This window comes from Rhodoferax sp. BAB1, from assembly GCF_013334205.1.
GTDB lineage: Bacteria > Pseudomonadota > Gammaproteobacteria > Burkholderiales > Burkholderiaceae_C > Hylemonella.
Genome location: NZ_CP054424.1, coordinates 3,361,683 through 3,384,585 on the forward strand (window position 1 = coordinate 3,361,683; position 22,903 = coordinate 3,384,585).

General features: G+C 65.0%; 22 protein-coding genes. 11 read left to right on the top strand and 11 right to left on the bottom strand.

Features of this window, described 5'->3' with window-relative positions; genetic code table 11:
* Positions 1-161 precede the first annotated feature (161 nt).
* Positions 162-1,115 (top strand): helix-turn-helix domain-containing protein, encoded by a 954-nt coding sequence (locus HTY51_RS16295; RefSeq protein WP_174253709.1) that lies wholly within the window; start codon positions 162-164, stop codon positions 1,113-1,115.
* A gap of 78 nt (positions 1,116-1,193) precedes the next feature.
* Positions 1,194-1,949, top strand: coding sequence for a class II aldolase/adducin family protein (locus HTY51_RS16300; RefSeq protein WP_174253710.1), 756 nt, complete (start codon positions 1,194-1,196; stop codon positions 1,947-1,949).
* Positions 1,950-1,967: 18 nt separating this feature from the next.
* On the opposite strand, the gene HTY51_RS16305 is transcribed toward HTY51_RS16300, so the two are convergent.
* From HTY51_RS16305 to HTY51_RS16325, 5 genes are all read right to left on the bottom strand, one after another.
* Positions 1,968-3,239, bottom strand: a complete 1,272-nt coding sequence (locus tag HTY51_RS16305) for an AsmA family protein (RefSeq protein WP_174253711.1) — start codon at positions 3,237-3,239, stop codon at positions 1,968-1,970.
* 7 nt (positions 3,240-3,246) lie between these two features.
* Positions 3,247-3,666, bottom strand: a complete 420-nt coding sequence (locus HTY51_RS16310) for a cytochrome c5 family protein (protein WP_174253712.1) — start codon at positions 3,664-3,666, stop codon at positions 3,247-3,249.
* A 178-nt stretch (positions 3,667-3,844) separates the two neighbouring features.
* Positions 3,845-4,429, bottom strand: a complete 585-nt coding sequence (locus tag HTY51_RS16315; protein WP_174253713.1) for a hemerythrin domain-containing protein — start codon at positions 4,427-4,429, stop codon at positions 3,845-3,847.
* Positions 4,430-4,518: 89 nt separating this feature from the next.
* Positions 4,519-6,066 (bottom strand): methyl-accepting chemotaxis protein, encoded by a 1,548-nt coding sequence (locus tag HTY51_RS16320; RefSeq protein ID WP_254606911.1) that lies wholly within the window; start codon positions 6,064-6,066, stop codon positions 4,519-4,521.
* Between the two features lie 176 nt (positions 6,067-6,242).
* On the bottom strand, positions 6,243-8,453 hold the full coding sequence (locus HTY51_RS16325) for a cation-translocating P-type ATPase (RefSeq protein ID WP_174253715.1): 2,211 nt from the start codon (positions 8,451-8,453) through the stop codon (positions 6,243-6,245).
* Positions 8,454-8,601: 148 nt separating this feature from the next.
* Here HTY51_RS16325 and HTY51_RS16330 point away from each other — a divergent pair, with 148 nt between their 5' ends.
* From HTY51_RS16330 to HTY51_RS16365, 8 genes are all read left to right on the top strand, one after another.
* Complete coding sequence (locus HTY51_RS16330) at positions 8,602-8,799, top strand: heavy-metal-associated domain-containing protein (RefSeq protein WP_174253716.1); 198 nt, start codon at positions 8,602-8,604, stop codon at positions 8,797-8,799.
* 4 nt (positions 8,800-8,803) lie between these two features.
* Positions 8,804-9,220: a Cu(I)-responsive transcriptional regulator gene (cueR, locus tag HTY51_RS16335; RefSeq protein ID WP_174253717.1), complete on the top strand. Its 417-nt coding sequence runs from the start codon at positions 8,804-8,806 to the stop codon at positions 9,218-9,220.
* 52 nt (positions 9,221-9,272) lie between these two features.
* Positions 9,273-9,476, top strand: a complete 204-nt coding sequence (locus tag HTY51_RS16340) for a DUF2892 domain-containing protein (protein ID WP_174253718.1) — start codon at positions 9,273-9,275, stop codon at positions 9,474-9,476.
* Positions 9,477-9,537: 61 nt separating this feature from the next.
* Entirely contained in the window at positions 9,538-10,464 is a 927-nt protein-coding gene (locus HTY51_RS16345; protein ID WP_174253719.1) for a sensor domain-containing diguanylate cyclase, read from the top strand.
* Positions 10,465-10,471: 7 nt separating this feature from the next.
* A complete protein-coding gene (locus tag HTY51_RS16350) occupies positions 10,472-11,362 on the top strand; it encodes a pirin family protein (protein WP_174253720.1) in 891 nt (296 codons plus the stop codon).
* Between the two features lie 123 nt (positions 11,363-11,485).
* Complete coding sequence (locus tag HTY51_RS16355; RefSeq protein WP_174253721.1) at positions 11,486-11,974, top strand: Spy/CpxP family protein refolding chaperone; 489 nt, start codon at positions 11,486-11,488, stop codon at positions 11,972-11,974.
* A gap of 12 nt (positions 11,975-11,986) precedes the next feature.
* Positions 11,987-12,808 carry a DUF2189 domain-containing protein gene (locus tag HTY51_RS16360; protein ID WP_174253722.1) on the top strand — a complete coding sequence of 274 codons (822 nt, stop codon included), beginning with the start codon at positions 11,987-11,989 and terminating at the stop codon, positions 12,806-12,808.
* The gene (locus HTY51_RS16365; RefSeq protein WP_174253723.1) at positions 12,808-13,017 is read left to right on the top strand and encodes a DUF2788 domain-containing protein; all 210 of its coding nucleotides are present in this window, start codon (positions 12,808-12,810) and stop codon (positions 13,015-13,017) included. The genes HTY51_RS16360 and HTY51_RS16365 overlap by 1 nt, the downstream gene beginning before the upstream one ends.
* A gap of 12 nt (positions 13,018-13,029) precedes the next feature.
* Here the strand turns inward: HTY51_RS16365 and HTY51_RS16370 are convergent, their stop codons facing one another.
* From HTY51_RS16370 to HTY51_RS16380, 3 genes are read right to left on the bottom strand one after another with little or no spacing between them, the layout of a single operon-like run.
* On the bottom strand, positions 13,030-13,608 hold the full coding sequence (locus tag HTY51_RS16370; RefSeq protein ID WP_174253724.1) for an NnrU family protein: 579 nt from the start codon (positions 13,606-13,608) through the stop codon (positions 13,030-13,032).
* Positions 13,609-13,630: 22 nt separating this feature from the next.
* Positions 13,631-15,166, bottom strand: coding sequence for a GGDEF domain-containing protein (locus HTY51_RS16375; RefSeq protein ID WP_174253725.1), 1,536 nt, complete (start codon positions 15,164-15,166; stop codon positions 13,631-13,633).
* 50 nt (positions 15,167-15,216) lie between these two features.
* A complete protein-coding gene (locus HTY51_RS16380; protein ID WP_174253726.1) occupies positions 15,217-15,828 on the bottom strand; it encodes a PolC-type DNA polymerase III in 612 nt (203 codons plus the stop codon).
* A 128-nt stretch (positions 15,829-15,956) separates the two neighbouring features.
* Here HTY51_RS16380 and HTY51_RS16385 point away from each other — a divergent pair, with 128 nt between their 5' ends.
* Complete coding sequence (locus HTY51_RS16385; protein ID WP_174253727.1) at positions 15,957-17,159, top strand: tetratricopeptide repeat protein; 1,203 nt, start codon at positions 15,957-15,959, stop codon at positions 17,157-17,159.
* Positions 17,160-17,162: 3 nt separating this feature from the next.
* Here HTY51_RS16385 and gyrB read toward each other — a convergent pair whose 3' ends face one another.
* The 3 genes from gyrB to dnaA all read right to left on the bottom strand — a co-directional run bounded on the left by gyrB (position 17,163) and on the right by dnaA (position 22,614).
* Positions 17,163-19,745, bottom strand: coding sequence for a DNA topoisomerase (ATP-hydrolyzing) subunit B (gene gyrB / locus HTY51_RS16390; protein WP_174253728.1), 2,583 nt, complete (start codon positions 19,743-19,745; stop codon positions 17,163-17,165).
* A 91-nt stretch (positions 19,746-19,836) separates the two neighbouring features.
* Entirely contained in the window at positions 19,837-20,943 is a 1,107-nt protein-coding gene (dnaN, locus tag HTY51_RS16395) for a DNA polymerase III subunit beta (RefSeq protein WP_174253729.1), read from the bottom strand.
* A gap of 258 nt (positions 20,944-21,201) precedes the next feature.
* The gene (gene dnaA, locus HTY51_RS16400) at positions 21,202-22,614 is read right to left on the bottom strand and encodes a chromosomal replication initiator protein DnaA (RefSeq protein ID WP_174253730.1); all 1,413 of its coding nucleotides are present in this window, start codon (positions 22,612-22,614) and stop codon (positions 21,202-21,204) included.
* Positions 22,615-22,903: the final 289 nt, after the last annotated feature.

Consider the following 22,903-nt stretch of genomic DNA (forward strand, 5'->3'; position numbering starts at 1 on the left):
TGGATAGTCTTTGGGGATCGCACAGCAATAGTAAAAAACCTGGCGGCTCGTGGCTTTGCTGAACGTGCACAAAGTAGTTGACGGTTCATGCAAGGGCATTAGGGTTAACCCGGGTCCGCGGGTTTGTCCCGGCACAGTGATGCGCCGATAATCCGGCCACCATGTCCCAAGCCACGGCCGTCACCACGGACGATTACGCACCCGCTGACCGCGCGCCGGTCTGGCGTGAGTGGGTATGGAAGCATTTCGGCGGCCTGGAATCCGATCTCTACGGCGATACCCACTTCGACGGCCACATGGCCTCGGCCCGCGCCGGCGACCTGATCCTCACCAAGCTGGAGGCCAACCGCCACCGCGTGGTGCGCACCCAGGACATGGTGCGCGCCAGCGACGAGGGTTACCTCAAGATCGTGGCGCCCATGAAAGGCCGTGCCGGCGTTGAACAGATGGGCCGCCAGGCCTGGGTGACCCCGGGCGCCTGGACCATCTACGACACCACCGGCAGCTACTCGGTGGCCAACCCGGAACGGGTCGAGCACCTGATCGTCATGGTCCCGAAGGCCCAGATGGTGGAGCGCGGCCTGCGCCTGGAAACCCTGATGGCGCGCCCGGTGGGCGGCGCCAGCGGCATCGCGCGCGTGGCACTCTCGACCATGCGCAGCACCTTCCAGGAACTGCCGCACATGAGCGCCGACGCCGCCCGCGGTGCCGGCGAGCTGATCGCCCAGCTGGTGCGCCTGTCCCTGATCGAACTCTCGGGCCAGGAAACCCAGCTGACCCAGCGCGAAGCGCTGAAAGACCGCATCCGCGGCTATGTGGCCCTGCACCTGCGTGACCCCGAGCTCAACGTCGACCAGATCGCCGTGGCCCTGAACTGCAGCAAGCGCCATCTCTACAACGCCTTCAGCGAGGAAGAGCAGACCCTGGCCAGCTACATCCAGACCCTGCGGCTGGAAGCCTGCATCCGCGAGCTGCAGCACCCGATGGCGCAGTCGCGCCCCATCACCGACATCGCCCTGTCCTGGGGCTTCAACAGCGCCTCGCACTTCAGCCGCGTGTTCCGCGAACACACGGGACGTAGCCCGAGCGAATTCCGCGCCGCGTCGCCCACGTGACCCCGGGGCCTTGATCCCGGTGCCGGCAGGGTGGACAGTGCGGAACCAACAGCACACGCATCTGGAACAGGAGACGCCATGCACATCCCCTCCCTGAAAGAAGTCGTCAGCGCGGAAGAGTGGGCGCTGCGCTGCGACCTCGCCGCCGCCTACCGCCTGGTGGCCGCCTATGGCTGGAGCGACCTGGTGTTCACCCACATCAGCGCGCGCATCCCGGGGCCCGAGCACCACTTCCTGATCAACCCCTATGGCCTGATGTTCGACGAGATCACGGCCTCCAGCCTGGTGCGGGTGGACCAGGATTGCCACAAGCTCAGCGACTCGCCCTTCCCCGTCAACCCGGCCGGTTTCGTGATCCACAGCGCCATCCACGCCGTGCGCGAGGACGCGGGTTGCGTGCTGCACACGCACTCGCGCGCCGGTGTGGCGGTCAGCGCGCAGAAGTGCGGCGTGCTGCCGATCAGCCAGCAGTCCACCTTCGTGCTGGGGTCGCTGGCTTATCACGCGTACGAGGGCGTGGCCCTGCGCGACGAGGAGAAACCGCGCCTGCAGGCGGATCTGGGCACGGCCAACTACCTGATGCTGCGCAACCATGGCCTGCTGACCGTGGGCAAGACCATCGCCGAGGCCTTTCTCAATATGTACATCTTCGAGGCCACCTGCCGCATCCAGCTCGACGCGCAGGCCGGGGGTGAACTGGTGCACGTGAACCCCAAGATCCTCGAAGGCATGGCCGGGGTGATGAAAACCGCCACCGCCGGCCAGGGCGCCAACCTGGCCTGGCCGGCGCTGCTGCGCAAGGCCGAGCGCCTGGACCCCGGCTACAAGACCTGAACGCTCAGTGCGCGCCCGCTACTTACCGAACAGCTCGCCCAGCTTGCCGCCCATGGACGCACCGGCGCCCGTGCCCACACCGGGCATGAGCACGGTCCCCAGGGCGGCGCCGATCTTGGCGCCGACCGTCAAGGACACCTCGGGCTCCTCCACCGTGCCGCCCACCTGCAGCGGCATGCCCACCGCTCCCCCCAGGTCCACGTTCACGCGGCCCTTGAGCTGCTGTGTGGTGGACACACTGACCTGGCCGGTGGCGCTGAGCGCACCCGAGCTGGCTGCCAGGTTCTGCAGTTCGATGGCCTTGCCGCGCGTGCTGACCTGACCGGACAGCGTGTCCAGCGGCGTCGTGCCACCACGGCTCACACCCACGGTCTGCACCGCCTTGGCCAGGTCGATGCCCTTGAGCATGCCGCCGCGCACGGTGAATTTCGATTGCGTCTGCAAAAGATCGAGCAGGGCCGAGGGCTGGCGGGCCCGCGCGTTGAGCGTGGTGCTGGCTTCCAGCCGGCCGCTCAGGGGCTGGCGGGCACGTACCGCCTCGGTCGGCTCGGGCGCGGTGAGCAGCGACAGCTCGACCTCGCGCGTCTCCAGTTGACCCTTGAGCAGGAACTCGGCCCCCGCCTCGGCCGGGGGCTGCACCTCCATCCGTCCCTGCACCGTGCCGCCGGCCACCTGGAGCCTCAGCTCCCAGGCCAGCGTATCGCTGCGGCGCAGGTCCAGGCGCGTGCCCTGCAGACGCCCGCGCAGGACTTCCAGTTCGAGCCGCTCGGGCAGGGCGTCACTGTCAAGCCTGGCCTCGGCCTGGATCACGATGGCCTTGCCCCGGGCATCGACCCAGCTCAGTTCCTCAAGCACGGTGCGCCGCGGCAGCAGCTGTAGCGAAGCGTCGCCTGGTGCCGACTGGTCGCGCTGGCGTATCTTCTGCAAGGAAGCCAGCAGGGCGTCGATGCCCTGCTGCGGCAGCACGGCACGCTGAACCACCAGGGTGGAGATCGCGACGCGGCCGATCATCAACTGCAGCCAGGCGGGCCGCAGTTCGATACGCTCCACCTTCAGCGGCTGGCGCGTGCGCAAGGCCACGCCGTCGAGTACGACCCCGGGCAAGGGCCACAGGGTGAGCCCCACCCGTTCGAGCTTGAGCGGCACACCCAGCACGGTCGCTGCCTCCCGCTCGACACGCTGGCGGAATTCGTCGGTGGACAGCCAGCGATGCAGCGCCAGCAAGGCAGCGGCCAGCACCAGCAGCGCTGCGGCCAGCGCCCCGAGCAGGACCTTGCGCCCGCGCCGCATACTGACCTCAGCCCTTGGCGGGCGCTTTCTTCAGCTGCTCGATGCGCTTGCTCTCCTCGCTACGGATAAGCTTGAGCATGCGGGCGTCCGGGTCCTGCCAGTTGCCGCCCGAGCCGCGCGCCATCCAGGCGACAGCGCGCGAAAACTCCTCCAGGCTCAGGTCATTGCGGCCGCCCTTGGCCGGCATGCCTCGCACGCCCACCCAGGCGTGTGCCGTCAGCACATGCTGGCCTTCAGCGATCAGCTTGCCCCAGACCTGCTTGTCGCCCAGCCGCGGCGCATTGGCCACACCGGTGCCGTGACAGACCATGCAGGTGTCGCGGTAGACCTGCTCGCCGCTCTTGAGCGCAGGCACGGTCTGCGCCTGGACCGCCCAGGGAAGGGCCAGGGCCGCGCACAGGATGACAAATCGCGAAGTCGTTTTCATGGATGATTCCTCAGGCAAAGTTGTGACATGACAAAAGCGCAGGCGCGCCGCCCACGGGGAGTGGACTTCCTTGTGGCGGAAAAGTTGCAGAAAATACCCGGCCCCTCAGGGTTATACGGCATCGACCGGCCTGGTCGCCGTCTGCGTGCACACCCGGGCAGAGTCGCCGGGCCCGCCTTCAGCCCGCGCCCACCCCGATGGGTGCCGGCGCGCGCATCACGATGCGTGTGAACAGGCGGTCGTAGACCGGATCACGCGGGTACTTGCCGGTCAGCGGGTCGCAGTTGCTGGCAAAGGCCTCGTCCAGGGCCAGCCAGTCCTGCGCGCTCAGCACCTTCTCGGCCTCGGGCAGGATGACGGTCTCCTCCAGCTTCATGTGTTCGAGGTAGAAATCCAGGTAACGCCTGACGGCCTGCTCGAAGGCCTCGCGGCGTGAATCTCCCAGCAGTTCCCAGGCCAGCAGCAGGTGCTGCAGTTCGCGCACAGCGGCCTCGCCGCGGGCATGGTCGCGGTCGAGCTTGTCCAGCGTCTCCTTCAGATGCGGTGCACGGGCACGCACCGGCGGAAACAGCAACTCGGTTTCCTTGGTGTGGTGCAGCCGCTCGGGAAATTCGTCGATGTAGAACAGCATGGCGCGCAACACATCAAAGAACTGCTCCGGGCCATCGCCCGGACCCCGCTGAACCATCATGCGCAGGGATTGCAGCATGGCCGACAAGGCGGCATGCTCGTCGTGAATGATGCGTAGGCTGGCGTGGGTCATGATGAACCTCCTGGGATCGGATCAGTAACGGTTCCCAGCTTGGCACGGCGGCTCCGGTGCCGGCTTGACGAGCGTCAAGCTTTGCGCAGTCAACGCAGCAGGCGCTGGCCCTGGCCCCCGGTTTCCAGGCGGAACTGGCGCACGATGCCGGCCAGGCGCTCGGCCTGTTCGCGCATGGACTGGGCCGCCGCGGCCGACTCTTCCACCAGCGCCGCGTTCTGCTGGGTCATGCGGTCGATCTCCTGCACCGCCTGGTTGACATCGTTGATGCCGCTGGACTGGCTGCCAGCCGCCACCGTGATCTCGCCGATGATGTCGCGCACGCGCTGCACGCCGCTGACGATCTCCTGCATCACGGTGCCGGCTTCCTCGACCTGGCGCACCCCGCCGTCCACGGCCGTCACGCTGGCCCCGATCAGGGCCTTGATTTCCTTGGCGGCCTCGGCGCTGCGGCCCGCGAGCGAGCGCACCTCGCTGGCCACCACGGCAAAACCGCGGCCCTGCTCGCCGGCTCGCGCAGCCTCTACAGCCGCGTTCAGCGCCAGGATGTTGGTCTGGAAGGCGATGCCATCGATCACGCCGATGATGTCGTTGATCTTGCGGCTGGACTGCGAAATGCTGTGCATGCTCTGCACCGCCTGCGTCACCACGTCACCGCCCCGCTGCGCGGCCTGGGAAGCCGTGGCCACCAGCTGGTTGGCGGTCTGCGCCGAGCTGGCCGTCTGCTGCACATTGCCGCTGAGCGCGCCGATGGAGCTCACCGTGTGCTGCACATTGCCGGCGGTCTGCTCGGTGCGGTTGGACAGGTCCTGGTTGCCGGTGGCGATCTCGCTGCTGGCGGTGGAGATGCTCTCGCCGGCCTCGCGCAGCTGCGCCACCATGCCGGCCAGGTCGCCCCGCATCTGTTCCAGCGCGCGCTGCAGATCGGCCGCCTCGTCGTGGCCCTCGACCAGCATGCGCTGCGACAGGTCGCCGCTGGCGATGGCCTGGGCCAGCTGGCGCGCCTGCTCCACCGGGCGGCAGATGGCCTGCATATTGAGCAGGGTCAGGGGCACCACGATCGCCAGGCCCAGCACGACCAGGGCGGCAAAAATGAGCAGCGTCTGCTGCAGCACGGCATTGCGGCCCGCGTTGGATGCCTGCGCTTCAGCGCGCACGGCCTGGTCGATCTGCGTGAGCAGTTTGTCGGCCTCTTCGAACTCCGCCACGGAACGTGCACTCATGCGGAAGGCGACCGTGGCCGTCTCGTAGGCGCTGCTCTCGAGCTGACCCGCGGTGCCACTGAAAAAGGTCCGGTAGTTCTTGAGGAAAACGAGTGCCTTCTGCAGTTCAGCGCGACGTGCCTCGGACAGGCTGCTCTCCAGCCCGGCGGCTGTCTGCTCGATCTGCTGCATCTCGGTTTCCCAGCGGGTACGCAGCTGGCGGATCAGCTCCGGCTTCTCGTACTGGATGATCATGTCCTTCTCATGGCGGCGCACCTGCGACATCTCCAGACGCAGGCGGGCCACACGGTCCACCACGGCCATGGACTCGTCGATCACCTCGCCGCTGAGCTGATGGATACGGAACATGCCGTGCATGCCGGCGCCACCGACCAGGGCCAGCAAGACCAATACGACACCGATCGCTCCGAGCATGCGAAAACGGATCGTGAACCGACGCATGAGTACATAAACTCCGCTCATCATGAGCTCCCCTGGACTGGCTATAGATCAGGGCATTCTAGGCCTCGGGTTTTACATGGCACGGCGGTAATACCACGTACAAAACGGGCAATTCCGCGCCTCGATACCCCCGGGTGTGAAGAGGGCCCCTAAGGCCGCCAGCGGCGCAGGAGCAGCGCGTTGCTCATCACGCTCACCGAGCTCATGGCCATGGCCGCACCGGCGATCACCGGGTTCAGGAAGCCCAGCGCCGCCAGCGGGATGCCGGCCACGTTGTAGATGAAGGCCCAGAACAGGTTCTGCCGGATCTTGGCCACCGTGCGGTCCGAGACCTCGAAGGCGGCCGCCACCAGCTGCGGGTCACCGCGCATCAGGGTGATGCCGGCTGCGTGCATGGCCACATCGGTGCCGTTGCCCATGGCCAAGCCGACGTCGGCTGCGGCCAGCGCCGGTGCGTCGTTGACGCCATCCCCCACCATGGCCACGGTATGTCCGCCTTCCTTGAGCCGGGTCACCATCGCTGCCTTGTCCCCGGGCAACACCTCGGCCAGCACCTCCCCCTCTTCGGGCCGCAGGCCCAGGCGGCGCGCCATGGCCTCGGCCGCGCCGCGGTTGTCACCCGAGATCATCACGGTACGGATGCCGCGTGCGCGCAAGGCGGCCAGCGCCTCCTTCGCGCCAGGCTTGGGCTCGTCGCCGAAAGCCAGCAGGGCACGCAGGGTCAGGCCCTGCGTGGTGCGTTCGACCATGGCCGAGACGGTCGCACCCTGCGCCTGCAGCGCGGTGGCACGCGCCGCCAGCGCGCCCAGGCCCACGCCGAGTTCGTCCATCCAGCGCAGGCTTCCGATCAGGTAGCTGGTCACGCCGACCTCACCCTCGCTGCCGCGGCCGGGCACGGCACGCACATTGTCGGGCGCCTCGACGGCCAGGCCCCGCACCTGCGCCGCCTGCACCACGGCCCGGGCCAAGGGGTGTTCGCTGCCGCTTTGCAAACTGGCGGCGGCGGCCAGCAGGGCCGGCTCATCCCCGCCCGGCGCCAGCTCGAAGGCGGTCAGGCGCGGCTGGCCCACGGTCAGCGTGCCGGTCTTGTCAAAGGCCACCGTGTCCACCTTGTGCGCCAGTTCCAGCGCCTGTGCATCCTTGATCAGGATGCCATGTTTCGCCGCCACACCGGTGCCGGCCATGATGGCGGCCGGTGTGGCCAGGCCCAGCGCACAGGGGCAGGCAATCACCAGCACCGCCACCGCATGGATGATGGCCGACTCGCCCGACGCGCCTGCCCACAACCAGCCCAGCAGGGTCAGGAGGGCGATGACCAGCACCACCGGCACGAAAACCGCCGAGACCTGGTCCACCAGGCGCTGGATGGGCGCCTTGGCGGCCTGCGCGTCCTCGACCAGGCGGATGATGTGCGCGAGCACGGTCTCGCTGCCCACGGCGCCGACCTGCAGCACCACGCGGCCCTCCCCGTTGATGGAGCCGCCTGTCAGTCTGGCCCCGGCGTCCTTGGCCACCGGCAGCGGCTCGCCGGTGAGCATGGATTCATCCACCTGGGTATGCCCCTCGAGCAAGGTGCCGTCCACCGGGAAGCGCTCGCCGGGACGCACCACCAGCCGGTCGCCCACCAGCACCTCGGCCACCGGCACGTCGACCTCGCCGTCCAGCCCGATCAGGTGTGCGACATCCGGTCGCAGCGCATGCAGGGCGCGAATGGCCGCCGTGGTCTGGCGCTTGGCACGGGCTTCGAGCCATTTCCCCAGCAACACCAGCGTGACCACCACGGCCGAAGCCTCGAAGTACAGGTGCGCCATCTCGCCGTGCTCCGCCGACAGCCAGAGCCAGACCGACAGCGCCCAGCCCGCCGTGGTGCCGATGGCCACCAGCAGGTCCATATTGCCGGTCAGGGCCTTGAGTGCGTGCCAGCCTGCCTTGTAGAAACGTGCCCCAAGGATGAACTGCACTGGAGTGGCGAGCACAAATTGCAGCCAGGCCGGCAGCATCCAGTGGAAACCCGCCAGGTCTCCCAACATGGGCACGACCAGCGGCAGCGAGAGGGCCAGGCCGATGCCCACGGGCGCAAAACCGGCCCAGGGCGAGGCGTCTTCTTGCTGCTCCAGCGCATCGGCCGCACGCGGCTCGTAACCGGCATCGCGCACGGCCCGGCGCAGGCGGGCCTCCATCTGCTCCGAAGGCTCGAAGCTCACGCGCGCCGATTCGGTGGCCAGGTTGACGGCGGCTTGCGTCACCCCCGGCACCTTGCTCAGTGCTTTTTCGACACGCGACACGCAGGAAGCGCAGGTCATGCCGCCGATGCCGAGGTCCAGCGTGGCGGGGGAAGGGGGGGTCGTGGCTGTGTTCATGCGGGGAATTCTGAACCTTGCCATGATGGCAGGGTCAAATCCTGTTCCAGATCAACCTTGCTGCAGTCAAGGTTGTTCCGCCTCGCCTTGACCTTCCCATCATGGCAAGGTTCAGGATATGCTTTCCCGAACTGAAAGGAACGACACCATGAACCAGAACTTCACCGTCAGCGGCATGACCTGCGGCCATTGCGAAAAAGCCGTGACCCGCGCCATCAAGCAGGTGGACCCGCAAGCCGAGGTCAGGATCGACCGCAGCAAGAACCTGGTGGAAGTGCAGTCGCAGCAGGCACGCGAGGCCCTGGCGAAGGCCATCAGCGAAGAAGGTTACGCCGTTGCCGCCTGAGACCATGCCGCACCCCGGCTGGCCCGTCAACATCGGCCGCGCTGCCGACTTGTCCGGCATCTCGGCCAAGATGGTGCGCCACTACGAGTCGCTCGGCCTGCTGCCGCGCGTGGCGCGCACCGACAGCGGCTACCGCCAGTACAGCGAGGCCGACGTGCACACGCTGCAATTCATCAAGCGCTCGCGCGACCTCGGTTTTTCCATGGCCGAGATCGGCGAGCTGGTGACGCTGTGGCAGAACCGCCGGCGCACCAGCGCCAGCGTCAAGCGCATCGCCCAGAAACACGTGGACGAACTCGCCACGCGCATTGAAGCCATGCAGGCCATGCAACGCACCTTGCGCCAGCTGCTGCACCACTGCCATGGCGACGAACGGCCCGACTGCCCCATCCTGGACGACCTGGCGCAACAGGGCGGTTGACGACCCCGGGTCCGCGTCCAATAATGGTCCGCATCTACAACAGGAGTACAGCATGAAAACCAATATCGGCGGCATGGAACGCGTCGCCCGCATTCTCGTGGGTGCAATCCTGGTCGGCCTGGCGGCCACCGGCACCGTGGGCTGGTGGGGCTGGTTGGGCGCCATCCCGATGGCCACCGGCCTGATGGGCTGGTGCCCGCCCTACGCCATGCTCGGCATCAGCACCTGCCGCATGAAGGACAGCAACCAGACCTGAACCCCGCAGCCCATGCCGGCGGTGCTTCCATGAGCCCCGGTTCCGGCCTGGGCTCATGCGCTTGAAGTCCGACCTCCGACAGCAACTCCTGGGCTGCCTTGAAGAAGGCAGCACCGGTATCGGCCTGTTCGATGCCGATGATCGCCTGCGTTACGCCAACCGCTATTTCCGCCTGGCCTACGCGCTGGGCGAAAGCGACGCCCCCAGCTGGCAAGAGATGATGCGACGCTGTCACCGGGAGCGCGTGGGCCTGCTGATCGAATCCGGGGACATCGAAGCCTGGCTGGCCCGGGTAAGCCAGAAGCGGCGACAGCTTGCTGTGCGCAGCTTCGAATCCGACCTGGTCGACGGGCGCTGGATGCGTGTGACCGAGACCCTGCATGCCGACGGCTGGCTGCTGGCCATGACCACCGACGTGACGGCGCTCAAGGTCAACGAGTCCACCCTGCGGGAGGCGCGCGACCAGGCCGTGCGCCTGTCCATCACCGACCCCCTGACCGGGCTGCACAATCGCCGCCACGTCTTCGAGCAGCTGGAGGCGCTTTTCCTCAGCGCGCGCCAGCTGCGCTATCCCCTGAGCCTGGTCGTGATCGACCTGGACCTGTTCAAGCAGATCAACGACACGCACGGCCATGGCACGGGTGACCAGGTGCTGGTGCACTTCGCCCGCCATCTGGAACAGGCCTTGCGCCCGCAGGACCTGGTGGGCCGCATCGGCGGCGAGGAGTTCCTGCTGGCGCTGCCCAACACCGAACCCGCGGGCGCGCGGCAGGTGCTCCACCGCCTGCGCGCCAGCCTGGCGGCCCACCCGCCGTCAGCGGCCCTGCCCGAGCTGCGCACGGCCTTCTCCAGCGGCGTGGCCCACGCGCTGCCCGACGATACCGTGCAGGCCCTGTGGACACGGGCCGATCGTGCCCTGTACCGGGCCAAAAATGCGGGACGCGGCCTGGACCTCGATGACAACACGGTTACCAGCTTTGCGGTCTAATTTCCTCATGGAAACAAGCACCATCACCTCCCCCCGTCGCGTCGAACGCCTGGTCACCGGCCAGCCCACCCGGGATGGCGCCGGCGTCAAGCTCACACGCGTGCTCACGCACGACCTGCAGCGCCGCCTGGACCCCTTCCTCATGCTGGACAACTTTGCCAGCGACGACCCGAAGGACTACGGCGCCGGTTTTCCCGACCACCCGCACCGCGGCTTCGAGACCGTCACCTACATGATCGCCGGACGCATGCGCCACCGCGACAGCGCCGGCAACGAGGGCCTGCTGCAAAACGGCGGCGTGCAGTGGATGACGGCCGGCCGCGGCCTGGTCCACAGCGAGATGCCCGAGCAGGAAGCCGGTGTGATGGAAGGCTTCCAGCTGTGGCTGAACCTGCCGGGTCGTGACAAGATGTGCGCGCCCTGGTACCGCGATATCCAGAGCGCGGACATTCCTGAATTCACCACGCCCGAAGGCGTGACCGTGCGTGTGATCGCCGGCCGCAGCCATGGCGTGACCGGTGCCATGGCGCGCCCGGCCGACGCCTATCCGACCGACGTGCTCTATCTGGACCTGCATTTCCCCGCGGGTGGTGCCGTCTTCAGCCAGCCGCTGGTCTCGGAGCACAACACTTTCCTCTACACCTACCGCGGCACCGTGCAGGTGCTGGACGGCGTTGAACAGGCCACGCCGGTGCCGCTGCACCGCATGGCCATCCTGGACAACAGCGGCGACGGCGTGCGCCTGCAGGCCGATGCCGGCAGCACGCCAGCGCGTGCCCTGCTGATCGCCGGCCGGCCGCTCAGGGAACCCATCGCCCAATACGGCCCCTTCGTCATGAACACGCGCGAGGAGTTGATGGCGGCGGTGGAGGATTTCCAGAACGGGCGCCTGGCCTGAAAACCGCAAGGCGCCGGCAACTTTACACGCGCGATGCACACCCTCATACCTGCGATACACAAGCCGCGCAGACTGCATGCACCCTGTTACTTCACAACAGGTCTGATCTGAAAGGATGAGGATATGAAAGTCAACTTCAAACCCGTCGTGCTGGCCGCCGTGCTGGCCACTTCCGCCCTGGCAGCACTGGCACAGTCCGGCCCGGGCCCCGCAGCTGGTCCTGGCGCCGGCCCCGGCATGCACCAGCCCGATGGCGAGCGCCACGCCCGCAAGCAGGAGCGCATGCAGGACCACATGGCCAAGCGCACGGCCGACCTCAAGGCCAAACTCAAGCTGAATGCCGAACAGGAAAACAGCTGGAACGCCTTTGTCACCGCCATGAAACCGCCGGCCCACGCGGCCAAGCCCCAGCGCGAAGAGATGGCCAAGCTCAGCACCCCCGAGCGCCTGGACAAGATGAACGAGATCCGCAAGCAGCGGGATGCCGCCTTCGCACAACGTGACGCGGCCACGCGGACCTTTTATGGTGCCCTCAGCGCCGAACAGAAGAAGGTCTTCGACGAGAACACGGCCCGCTCGCACCGTCACGGGCACCATCGAGGTCACGGTTAACATCGGGGCCTGATGAAACCCACCGCCGCACCTGTCATCCGCACGATTGATCTGCAGCAGCCGCTACGCTGGCTGGTGCTGGGCTGGCGTGACATCGGACGCTGCGGCTGGGTCAGCCTGGCACATGGCCTGGCACTGACCGTCGTCGGCCTGGGCCTGCTGACGCTGGCGCATCACCAGTTCTGGTGGCTGGCCGGTGCCTTCTCGGGCCTGCTGGTGGTGGGGCCGGTGCTGGCCACCGGCCTGTACGCACTCAGCCGGGCGGTGGAGCGCGGCGAAGCGACGTCCTGGCGCCTGGTGCTGCGAACCTGGCTGAGCTGGCGCCGCCATGGAAGCAGCCGCGACGGCAAGGACTGGCGTCTGGTGCAGTTCGGCCTGCTGCTGGGCCTGGCCGGTACCGGCTGGGTCCTGACCTCGGCCGCGCTGATCACGCTGATGTCGCCCGTCCCCATCCAGCAACCCCTGGATTTCCTGCGCCACGTGGTGCTGGCACGCGACAACTGGCTGTTCGAGGTCTGGCTGGCCCTGGGCGGCCTGATGGCCGCGCCCATGTTCGCCTCCAGCGCCATTGCCATCCCCTTGCTGCTGGACCGCCGCATCAGCGTGCTGCAGGCCGTGATCACCAGCTGGGAAGCCGTGCTGAACAATCCCGTACCGATGGCCTGGTGGGCCACGCTCATCATGGGTCTCACCCTGCTGGGCCTGCTGTCGGCCCTGCTCGGCCTGATTGCCGTCATGCCCCTGCTGGGGCATGCCAGCTGGCATGCCTACCGTGACCTGGTGGATGCCTCGGCCTGGCCCGAGCGCACGACGGGCCAACCGGGAGCGTATTGATGTTCGGCTACACCGAGGAACAGATCGCCGCTTTCGGCCTGTCCTTCGGCGTGGGCGCCTTCATGCTCTACATGCTGTTCATCATCGCCCACCTGGCGTGGGAATCCAAGGCCGGGCGTTTCGGCACCTTCGTGCTGTTCCTGGGCCTGGCCTTCGGCATGGTGGGCTTCGCCGCCAAGTTCGTGATCCAGTGGGTCCTGGAAAAATAAGGCCGCGGCGCGTCAGCCAAACGGCTTGATACCGATCAGCAGGCCGTGCAGGCCGAAGGCAAACGCAGCCCAGGCGGCCACCCCCAGCACCACGGTCACGCCGGTGGCCAGCGCACGGCCCGGCGGGTACTGAACACCATCACGCCGATCACGGCGGCGCGAGATGCTGAAATTGACAATGGCCCAGATCAGGAAGGCGCCGAACAGCAGCAGGTGCGCCAGCATGCCGGTGGCCAGCAGATGGCCCAGGGCCCAGGCCTTCACGCCCAGCACCATGGGGTGGTGCAGACGGGCCTTGATGGCATTGCCCGGCACATAAGCGGCCGCGAGCAGCACGAAAGCCAGCAGGGTCAGCAGGGACGCGCCATGGCGCATGGCCGTCGGTGGCGTCCACAGCAGCACGGGCTGCTCGCGTGCCAGGTCGAAACCCCAGGCGATCAGCGCCAGCCCAAGCAGCGACAGCAGGGAATACACGCCTTTCCAGACCCCCTTGCCCAGGCGGGTGCGCATGCGGTGGCGCCAATCCTCGGCGAACATGCGCAGCGAGTGCACCCCCAGGAAAATCAGCAATCCGGCGATCAGCATTTTCATGGGGGTCTCCTGGAAGGAAAGTTCAGGCGCCGATGACGCGGTTCTTGCCGGCGCGCTTGGCCAGGTACATGGCCTGGTCGGCGCGCTTGATGGCGTCGGCACCGGTTTCACCCGCGGCCAGCTGGGCCACACCGGCGCTGAAGGTGATCAGTATCTTCTCGTTGCCCGCCAGGAAGAACCGCTTGGTCAGCTCGCGCTGCAGGCGTGTCATGGCCTCCACGCCCTTGTCCAGCGGCGTGTCCGGCAGCAGGACAACGAACTCCTCGCCGCCATAACGGGCCAGCGTATCCTGCGGCCGCATGCATTCGCGCGCCACCGTGGCCAGGTGCTTGAGCGCGGCGTCGCCGGTCTCGTGCCCCTTGCCGTCGTTGAGTTTCTTGAAGTTGTCGATGTCCAGCAGGGCCACGGACAGGATGGCGTCCTTGCGGCGCACGCTGGACACCTCGCGGTTCATGGCCTCGTCCAGGCCCTGGCGGTTCAGCGCGCCAGTCAGGCTGTCGTGGCGCGCCTGGGCGCTGACGCGGTCGAGCTCGCGGTGCAGCTTGACCATCTCGGCCTCGGTGGCCTGCGCCTTCTCGCGCATGGCACGCAGCTCGTCACGCGCGCTGGTCGACTCGCTGGTCATGTGCCGCGTGGCGCTGATGACCTCCTTGAGCACGGGCGCGATCTCCTCGATCTTCTTGGCCTGCTCAATCTGGCGCATGCTCTCTTCCATCTTGCCCTGGTATGCGCCGCTGGTCTCGCTCATCTGCGACAGCCGGCTGATGAAGGTGGCCAGCATCTGGCGCAATTCTTCCTGGGCCTCCTGCGCCCGCCCCTTGGCCTCGGTCTGCTTGAAGATCACATCCTTGAGACGGCGCTCCACGTCGTCCAGGCGGCGCAAAGTCAGCGGCGGCTGGGCCGCCTCCTTCAACGCATCGGTCTGGCCCTTGAGCCAGTTGTCGTCCGGGCTGAGCTCGCCGATGTTGTCGATGATGAGCTGCAGCAGCTTGAGCAGGGTCAGGTGGATCTCGGCCTGGTCTTCGGCCGCAAAGGACAGGCGATGGCTGAAGTCCGCCAGTTGGGCCTTGACCTTGTAGGCCTCGGCCGCCGGATCGCGCAGCGCCTGGATGAGCAACTGCATCTGCTCCTGGAAGCGGGCATCGTCCGTACCCAGGGCGGGCCTGGCGTATTCGATCAGGCGCGCGATCTGCTCGAAGAATTCCGGCGTCAGCGCCGGTGCCGTGGCCGGCGTGGGTGCCAGCGGTGCCGGGGCCGAATCGCCACTGCCCGGCATGGCAAAACCGCTGTAGGCCACCAGCGCGTTCTGCACGCCCAGCCAGTTGCGCTGCCCGATCGCGTACTCCAGCAGGCTGCGCTGCTTTTCCTGTCCGGGATTGCGCGCCGGCAGGGCCTGGGCAATCTGCCGCAGCGGCTCTTCCGGGAACGGTTGCACGTTCGGCAAACCCGCAATCTCGTTGTAGATCGCCTGGTAATTGACCGGCGTGGGCGCCAGCTGGCGCGCCGTGATCTGCTTGAGCGCCTCGCGCGCGATCTCGAAAGGTTTTTTATCACTCATGGAATGAACGGTTCGGCCGGCATCTTTTGATTATGCGGCCTGGCCACATCCTATGCCCGGGCGTGACGCGACAGCAGGGCCGTTACCCCCTGGCGCTGGCATTGCTGCAGACGCATCAACAGCCCATGGTCGACGTCCGCGACATGGTGACGCCGCTGCAGGTCCTGCTGGATGCGGACCAGCAGTTCGGCAGCCATTTCGGCATCGGCCAGGGCCCGGTGGGCGGCACCCGTGCGTGGCAAGCCGTGGTAATCCACCAGCGTTCCCAGTTTGTGGTTCGGCGCCTGGGGATAGAGCCGGCGCGACAGCAGCATGGTGCAGGCAAAGGGCTGGTCGGCCGGCAAGCCCAGGCGGGCGAGCTCGCCTGTCCAGAATTTGCGATCAAAGGAGGCGTTGTGGGCCACCATGGGGGCGTCCCCGACAAAGCGGCTGGCCTGCCGCATGACCTCGGCCGCCGCAGGAGCTGCCGCCACCATGGCGTTGCTGATGCCCGTGAGTTCGGTGATGAAGGCCGGGATGCGAACACCCGCGTTCATCAGGCTCTGGAAACGATCGACGATACGCCCGTTTTCCAGCAGCACGATGGCCACTTCGGTGGCACGAGCCCCCTGCTCCGGCGAGATGCCCGTCGTCTCGAAGTCGATCACCGCCAGGGGCTTCATTCGGTCCCGCCCATCGGTAGTACAGAGAGCATCAAGTGCCGGGAACATGTTTTCACGAAGCCACTGTAACGCAGGCCCCCAGCGGACCATGCACCCGTCCTGCCCCGGCACAAACGCATAATTAACGGATGAGCGACAACGATCTGCTACAGGCCAAGGCATGCTTTCTTCAAGGCCTGCAAGCTTTCGAAGCGGGTCACTGGACACAGGCGGAAGCACATTTCGAGCAGGCGCTGGCCCGGGCCCCGGGGCGGACCTCGGTGATCCAGAACCTGGGCATCACCCGGGTCCGGCTGGGGCGTTATGCCGAGGCCGAGCCCCTCTTGCGCACGGCGCTCGCGGCCGAGCCGGAACAGGCCGGCGCCTGGCAGGCGCTGGCACTCACCCAGCTGCAACTGCAGCACCTTGAAGAAGCCTGCAACAGCTACGAACGCTGTTTTGCCCTGGGCCTGGCGTCAGCCGAGCTTTATGCCCAGTATGCCCAGTGCCTGACTCGGCTGGGACGCAGCGACCAGGCCCTGCGTGCCTACCAGGACGCCCTGGCATGCGATGCGAACCATATCGCCGCCCTGACCGAACTGGGCAGCCTCTACCGTGAAGCCGGCCTGTACGACAAGGCGGCGCATTGCTTCCGGCAGGCCCTGGCCCGGGGGGCCGATCCTGACATCGTGGGCTATTTCCTGGCCGCCGTGACCAGACAGGATGACGTTTCGGCACCGCCCCGGCAATATGTCCAGCAGCTGTTCGACGAATACGCCGACGAGTTCGATGCCCATCTGGTGAAGCAACTGGGCTACCGGGGCCATCAGGCCCTGATCGACCGCCTGCCGCCTGCGGCCGGCCCGCGGTTTTCCCGGGCGCTGGATCTGGGCTGTGGCACCGGGCTGTGCGGCGCCTACGTCCGTTCACGTGTGGATTACCTGGCCGGTGTCGACCTGTCCCCGGCCATGGTCGAGAAAGCCAGGCAACGCGCCGTTTATGACTCGCTTTATGCGGGTGACATCTGCGACTTCCTGGCCCAGCCGCAGGCGGCTTACGACCTGGTGCTCGCCGCCGACGTCTTCATCTACGTGGGCGCACTGGAAGAGGTCTTTGGCCTGCTGGCGTCCCGCATGCAGACCGGAAGCTGGCTTGCTTTCACGGTCGAGGCGGCGGCGCCGGAGCAGTCGGTCGAACTGCTGCCCAGCCTGCGGTATGCCCACTCTGCCCCCTATCTGGAGGAACTGGCGCAGCGCCATGGCTTCGAGACCATGGCCGTGCACGATGAGCCCATCCGCTTTGACCAACAGCGGGCGGTCCAGGGCCAGTACGTCTACCTGAAACGACGCTGAGCGTCAGACGTCGATATTGCCGGCGCGCAGGGCGTTGGCCTCGATGAAGTTGCGCCGTGGTTCCACCTCGTCACCCATCAGCATGGTGAAGACGCGGTCGGCCTCGATGGCATCATCGATCTGCACGCGCAGCAGGCGACGCACCTGGGGGTCCATGGTGGTTTCCCACAGCTGCTCCGGGTTCATCTCGCCCAGTCCCTTGTAGCGCTGGCGCGCGGTGGCGTTTTCGGCCTGCACGATCAGCCAGGCCATGGCCTGGCGGAAGTCGTTCACCTTCTCTTCCTTCTGCTTCTCGCCCTCGCCGCGCATGACCCTGGCGCCCTCGCTCAAGAGGCCACGGAAGGTGTTGGCGGCCTCGGCCAGGGCGGCGTAGTCGGCGCCATGCACGAAATCCTGCGTGATGATGCTGCTCTTGACGTTGCCATGGTGGCGCCGGCTGATGCGCAGGATAGGCTTGTCGGTGCGGACATCGAATTCACCAGCCACTTCCGCGCCGGCCAGCTTGGCCTGCAGGGCGGCGGCCGAAACTTCTGCTTCGGCCACGGTATCCAGCTTGAGTTCCACGCCGTCGGCAATCGAACGCAGGGCTTCGGCATCCATGAAATTGTGCAGGCGGGCAATCACACGCTCGGCCAGCTGGTGCTTGCGTGCCAGTTCGGCCAGGGTGTCGCCGGTGATCACGGTGCCATTGGCGCCGCCCGTATGGATGGAGGCGTTGATCAGGGCAATGCGCAGCAGGTAGGTATCGAGCGCCGATGCGTCCTTGAGGTAAAGCTCTTCCTTGCCGGACTTGACCTTGTACAGCGGGGGCTGGGCGATGTAGATGTGGCCGCGCTCGACCAGCTCCGGCATCTGCCGGTAGAAAAAGGTCAGCAGCAGGGTGCGGATGTGGGCGCCGTCCACGTCGGCGTCGGTCATGATGATGATGCGGTGGTAACGCAGCTTGTCGATGTTGAAGTCATCCACCGCCGACTTGCCGCTTTCCGCCGCGGCTTTGCCGATGCCGGTGCCCAGCGCCGTGATCAGGACCACGATTTCGTTGCTGGTCAGCAGCTTCTCGTAACGGGCCTTCTCCACGTTCAGGATCTTGCCGCGCAGCGGCAGGATGGCCTGGAATTTCCGGTCACGGCCCTGCTTGGCGGAACCACCGGCCGAGTCACCCTCGACGATGTAGATCTCGCACAGCGAAGGATCCTTCTCCTGGCAGTCTGCCAGCTTGCCCGGCAGGCCCATGCCATCGAGCACGCCCTTGCGGCGTGTCATCTCGCGCGCCTTGCGGGCAGCTTCACGGGCGCGGGCGGCTTCAATGATCTTGCCGCAAATGATCTTGGCGTCGTTGGGACGTTCTTCCAGAAAATCCGTCAGCGTTTTGGCCACGATGTCTTCCACGGGCGCGCGCACTTCGGAGGACACCAGCTTGTCCTTGGTCTGGCTGCTGAACTTGGGTTCGGGCACCTTGACCGAGAGCACGCAACACAGGCCTTCACGCATGTCGTCGCCCGAGATCTCGACCTTGGCCTTCTTGGCCAGTTCATTGCTCTCGATGTATTTGCTGATCACGCGGGTCATGGCCGCGCGCAGGCCGGTCAGGTGGGTGCCGCCGTCGCGTTGCGGGATGTTGTTGGTGAAACAGAGAACGGATTCGTTGTAGCCGTCGTTCCACTGCATGGCCACTTCGACGCCGATATTGGTACCGGGAATGCCGCCGTAGGTGTCGGCCGGGCGCTCGCCCATGGCATGGAAGGCATTGGGGTGCAGAACCTTCTTGTTGGCGTTGATGAAGTCGACAAAACCCTTGACACCACCTGCGCCGGAAAAGTCGTCTTCCTTGTTGCTGCGCTCGTCCTTGAGGCGGATGCGCACACCGTTGTTCAGGAAGCTCAGCTCGCGCAGGCGCTTGGCCAGGATGTCGTAGTGGAACTCATGGTTCTGCTGGAAGATCTCGACATCGGGCAGGAAGTGCACTTCGGTGCCGCGCTTCTCGGTCGCACCGATCACCTTCATCGGCGACACATCCACACCACCCGCCTGCTCGATGATGCGGTTCTGCACGAAACCACGCGCGAATTCGAGCTGGTGCACCTTGCCTTCGCGGCGCACGGTCAGGTGCAGCCACTTGGACAGGGCATTGACGCAGGACACGCCCACACCGTGCAAGCCACCGGAGACCTTGTAGCTGTTCTGGTTGAATTTGCCACCGGCGTGCAGCTCGGTAAGGGCAATTTCGGACGCGCTGCGCTTGGGCTCGTGCTTGTCGTCCATCTTGACACCGGTCGGGATGCCACGGCCGTTGTCGACCACGCTGATGGAATTGTCCAGGTGGATGGTGACCACGATGTCATCGCAGTGACCCGCCAATGCCTCGTCGATGGAGTTGTCCACCACCTCGAATACCAGGTGGTGCAGACCCGTGCCATCGGAGGTATCGCCGATGTACATGCCGGGACGTTTGCGCACCGCTTCCAGTCCTTCCAGGATCTGGATAGACGATTCGCCATAACCTTCCGATGCACCGATCTGATGGGCATCAATGCGGGGCTGGGCGCTGAAATTCTCGGCAGCGCTGGGCTTGTTTTCTTCGGTCATGGCTTGCTTTTCGAACACTACTCAAACTCTTGAATGAACAGACCCGCCATGAACCTGAGGTTCATCGCGGGTCATGGTTTCACGCACCGGATCAGATACGCATGGGCATCACGACGTATTTGAAGCTGTGGTTGTCGGGGATGGTGATGAGGGCGGAGCTGTTCGAATCCGACAGTTCCACCTTGACCATGTCCTGTTCCATATTGGTCAGCACGTCGATCAGATAGGTCACGTTGAAACCGATCTCGATGCTGTCACCGCTGTAATCGATATCCAGCTCATCCACGGCCTCTTCCTGCTCGGCGTTGTTGGACGCCACGCGCAAGGTACCGGGATCAATGTTGAGCCGCACGCCCTTGAACTTGTCGCTGGTCAGGATGGCAGTGCGCTGCAGGCTGGCCAACAGGGGCTGGCGGCCCAGGATGATGGCGTTCTTGTGGTTCTTCGGAATCACACGGTTGTAGTCGGGAAACTTGCCCTCGACCAGCTTGGTCACGAACTCCATGCCACCAAAACTGAACTTGGCCTGGTTGCTGGCGAACTGCATCTCGATAGCGCCCTCGGTATCGCTCAGCAGACGCTGCATCTCCAGCACCGTCTTGCGCGGCAGGATGACTTCTTGCTTGGGTACTTCCACGTCCAGCGTGGCCGAGGAAAAAGCCAGGCGGTGGCCATCGGTCGCAACCAGGCTGAGTTGCTTGCCTTCAGCGACGAACAGGATGCCGTTGAGGTAATAACGGATGTCGTGCACGGCCATCGAAAACGAAACCTGGCTCAGCAGTTCCTTGAGAGTCTTCTGCGGGACACTGAAAGCCGGGCCGAAATTGGCGGCTTCTTGCACCAGCGGAAAATCCTCGGCCGGCAGGGTCTGCAGCGTGAACTTGCTCTTGCCGCCCTTGAGGATGAGCTTGTTCTGGCTGGACTCCAGGGAAACCGTCTGGTCCGCCGGCATGGTACGCAGGATGTCAATCAGCTTGCGTGCGCCGACCGTGGTCGTGAAGTTGCCCGCATCCCCATCGAGCTCGGCCGTGGTACGGATCTGGATCTCCAGGTCACTGGTCGTGAACTGCAAGGCACTGCCGGTCTTGCGAATCATCACGTTGGCCAGAATGGGCAGGGTGTGGCGCCGTTCCACAATGCCCGAGACGGATTGGAAAACGGATAGGACTTTGTCTTGTGTTGCCTTCAGGACGATCATGTCAACCTCTTCTTAGATTTCTCTATTTCAAATTAGTAGTAGTAGATAGAGCGGGCCGCTTTCTGTGGATAGCATCATTTTCCCTTTTTTTATCAACGACTTGAGCGTTGTTTAACCATGTGTGAAGTGGCCAGGTCCGGCCCGGCTTGAAACTGCATAACTTGGCTAAACCAGCTTCCTCTGTGGATAAGTCATGACTTGTGCCACAACTGTCCACAGGGTTTTGGGTCGCTGTTTGATGTCGGGTGATGGCTCCTTCTATCCTTTGAGAGTCTGTTCGAGTACGTGCAGTTGCTGGTTCAATTCGGTCAATTGCTGGCGTTCCCCGGAAATCTTGCGGACCGCATGCAGGACGGTCGTGTGGTCGCGACCACCAAACAGTTCGCCGATCTCCGGCAGGCTTTTCTGGGTCAGTTCCTTGGCCAGGTACATGGCAATCTGTCGGGGGCGTGCAATGCTGGCCGGCCGCTTCTTGGAATACATGTCGGCGACCTTGATTTTGTAGTAGTCAGCCACCGTTTTCTGGATGTTTTCCACGGAAATCTGCCGGTTCTGGATGGACAGCAGATCCCGCAAGGCCTCGCGGGCCAGCAGGATGGAAATTTCCTTCTGGTTGAAGCGCGAATAAGCCAGGATCTTGCGCAAGGCACCTTCGAGTTCGCGCACGTTCGAGCGCACATTCTTGGCCACGAAGAAGGCGACTTCCTCGGGCATCTCGCTGCCTTCACTCAGTGCCTTGTTGATCAGGATGGCCACCCGCATTTCCAGCTCGGGGGGTTCGATGGCCACAGTCAACCCGGAATCAAAGCGTGACACGAGGCGCTCGTGAATGTCGAGCAGGCCCTTGGGATAGGTGTCGCTGGTCATCACGATATGGGATTTCTTGGCCAGCAAGGCTTCGAAGGCGTTGAAGAACTCCTCCTGTGTGCGGTCCTTGTTGGCAAAGAACTGCACATCGTCGATCAGCAGCAGGTCGAGCGAGTGGTATTTGTCCTTGAATTCGTCAAAAGTCTTGCGCTGATAGGCCTTAACCACATCCGAAACGAATTGTTCGGCATGGATGTAGAGAACCTTGGCGTTGGGACGTTCGGCCAGCAGCCGGTTGCCCACGGCATGCATCAGGTGGGTCTTGCCCAAGCCGACCCCGCCATAGATGAACAAGGGGTTGTAGAGTTGGCCCGGGGAACTGGCCACATGCATGGCGGCAGCGCGCGCCATGCGGTTGGCCGTGCCCTCGACCAGGGTTTCAAAGGTCAGGGCGGTGTTGAGGCGGGTCCGGTTCGCCAGATGGTTACGTTCCGCGCTTGCCGCATACGATTCCTCGGCCGGCAGAACATCAGCTTCGACCAATGACTCTTTAGGTCGGACCTGATTTTCTCTGAGGGTGAGCGCCAACTCAAGTTGCATGGGCTGGCCATACACCTTCTCGAGCAGGGCCGCGATGCGATGGCTGTACTGGGCACGCACCCAGTCCAGTTTGAAGCGGTTGACGACAAAAAGAGTGACCCGGGAAAAGTCTTCAGCCACCTGGGCTGTCAAGGGTTTGATCCAGGTATTGAACTGCTGTTCGGGCAGTTCCTGGGCCAGCTGATCAACACAGGCCTGCCACAATCCCTGGCCTGCTTCCTGCCCAATGCTTGCGGCGTGTTTGTTGTTTTGTTCCTCACTCATGCGTACTGATTATTGTGGATATTTATGCTGAACGAGAGCCCGAATTGTAAATTATCAAGAATTTATCCACAAAAGGCCCGGGGCTGGGCGGGCCTCATGTGCTGCACGCATTTAGAAAGCCAAGACATTGCCAGCATTGGAAATTTTTGCGATAATCGATGGTTTTCCCGAGGCCTGTGACGTGCCCGGACTGCGCCGCAAGGCCGCAACCGAGGTCACGGACCTGTGGTCGGGACATTTCATGGGAATCGCTACCGCTGAGGGTAGCGCGACCGCATGGACAGAAAAA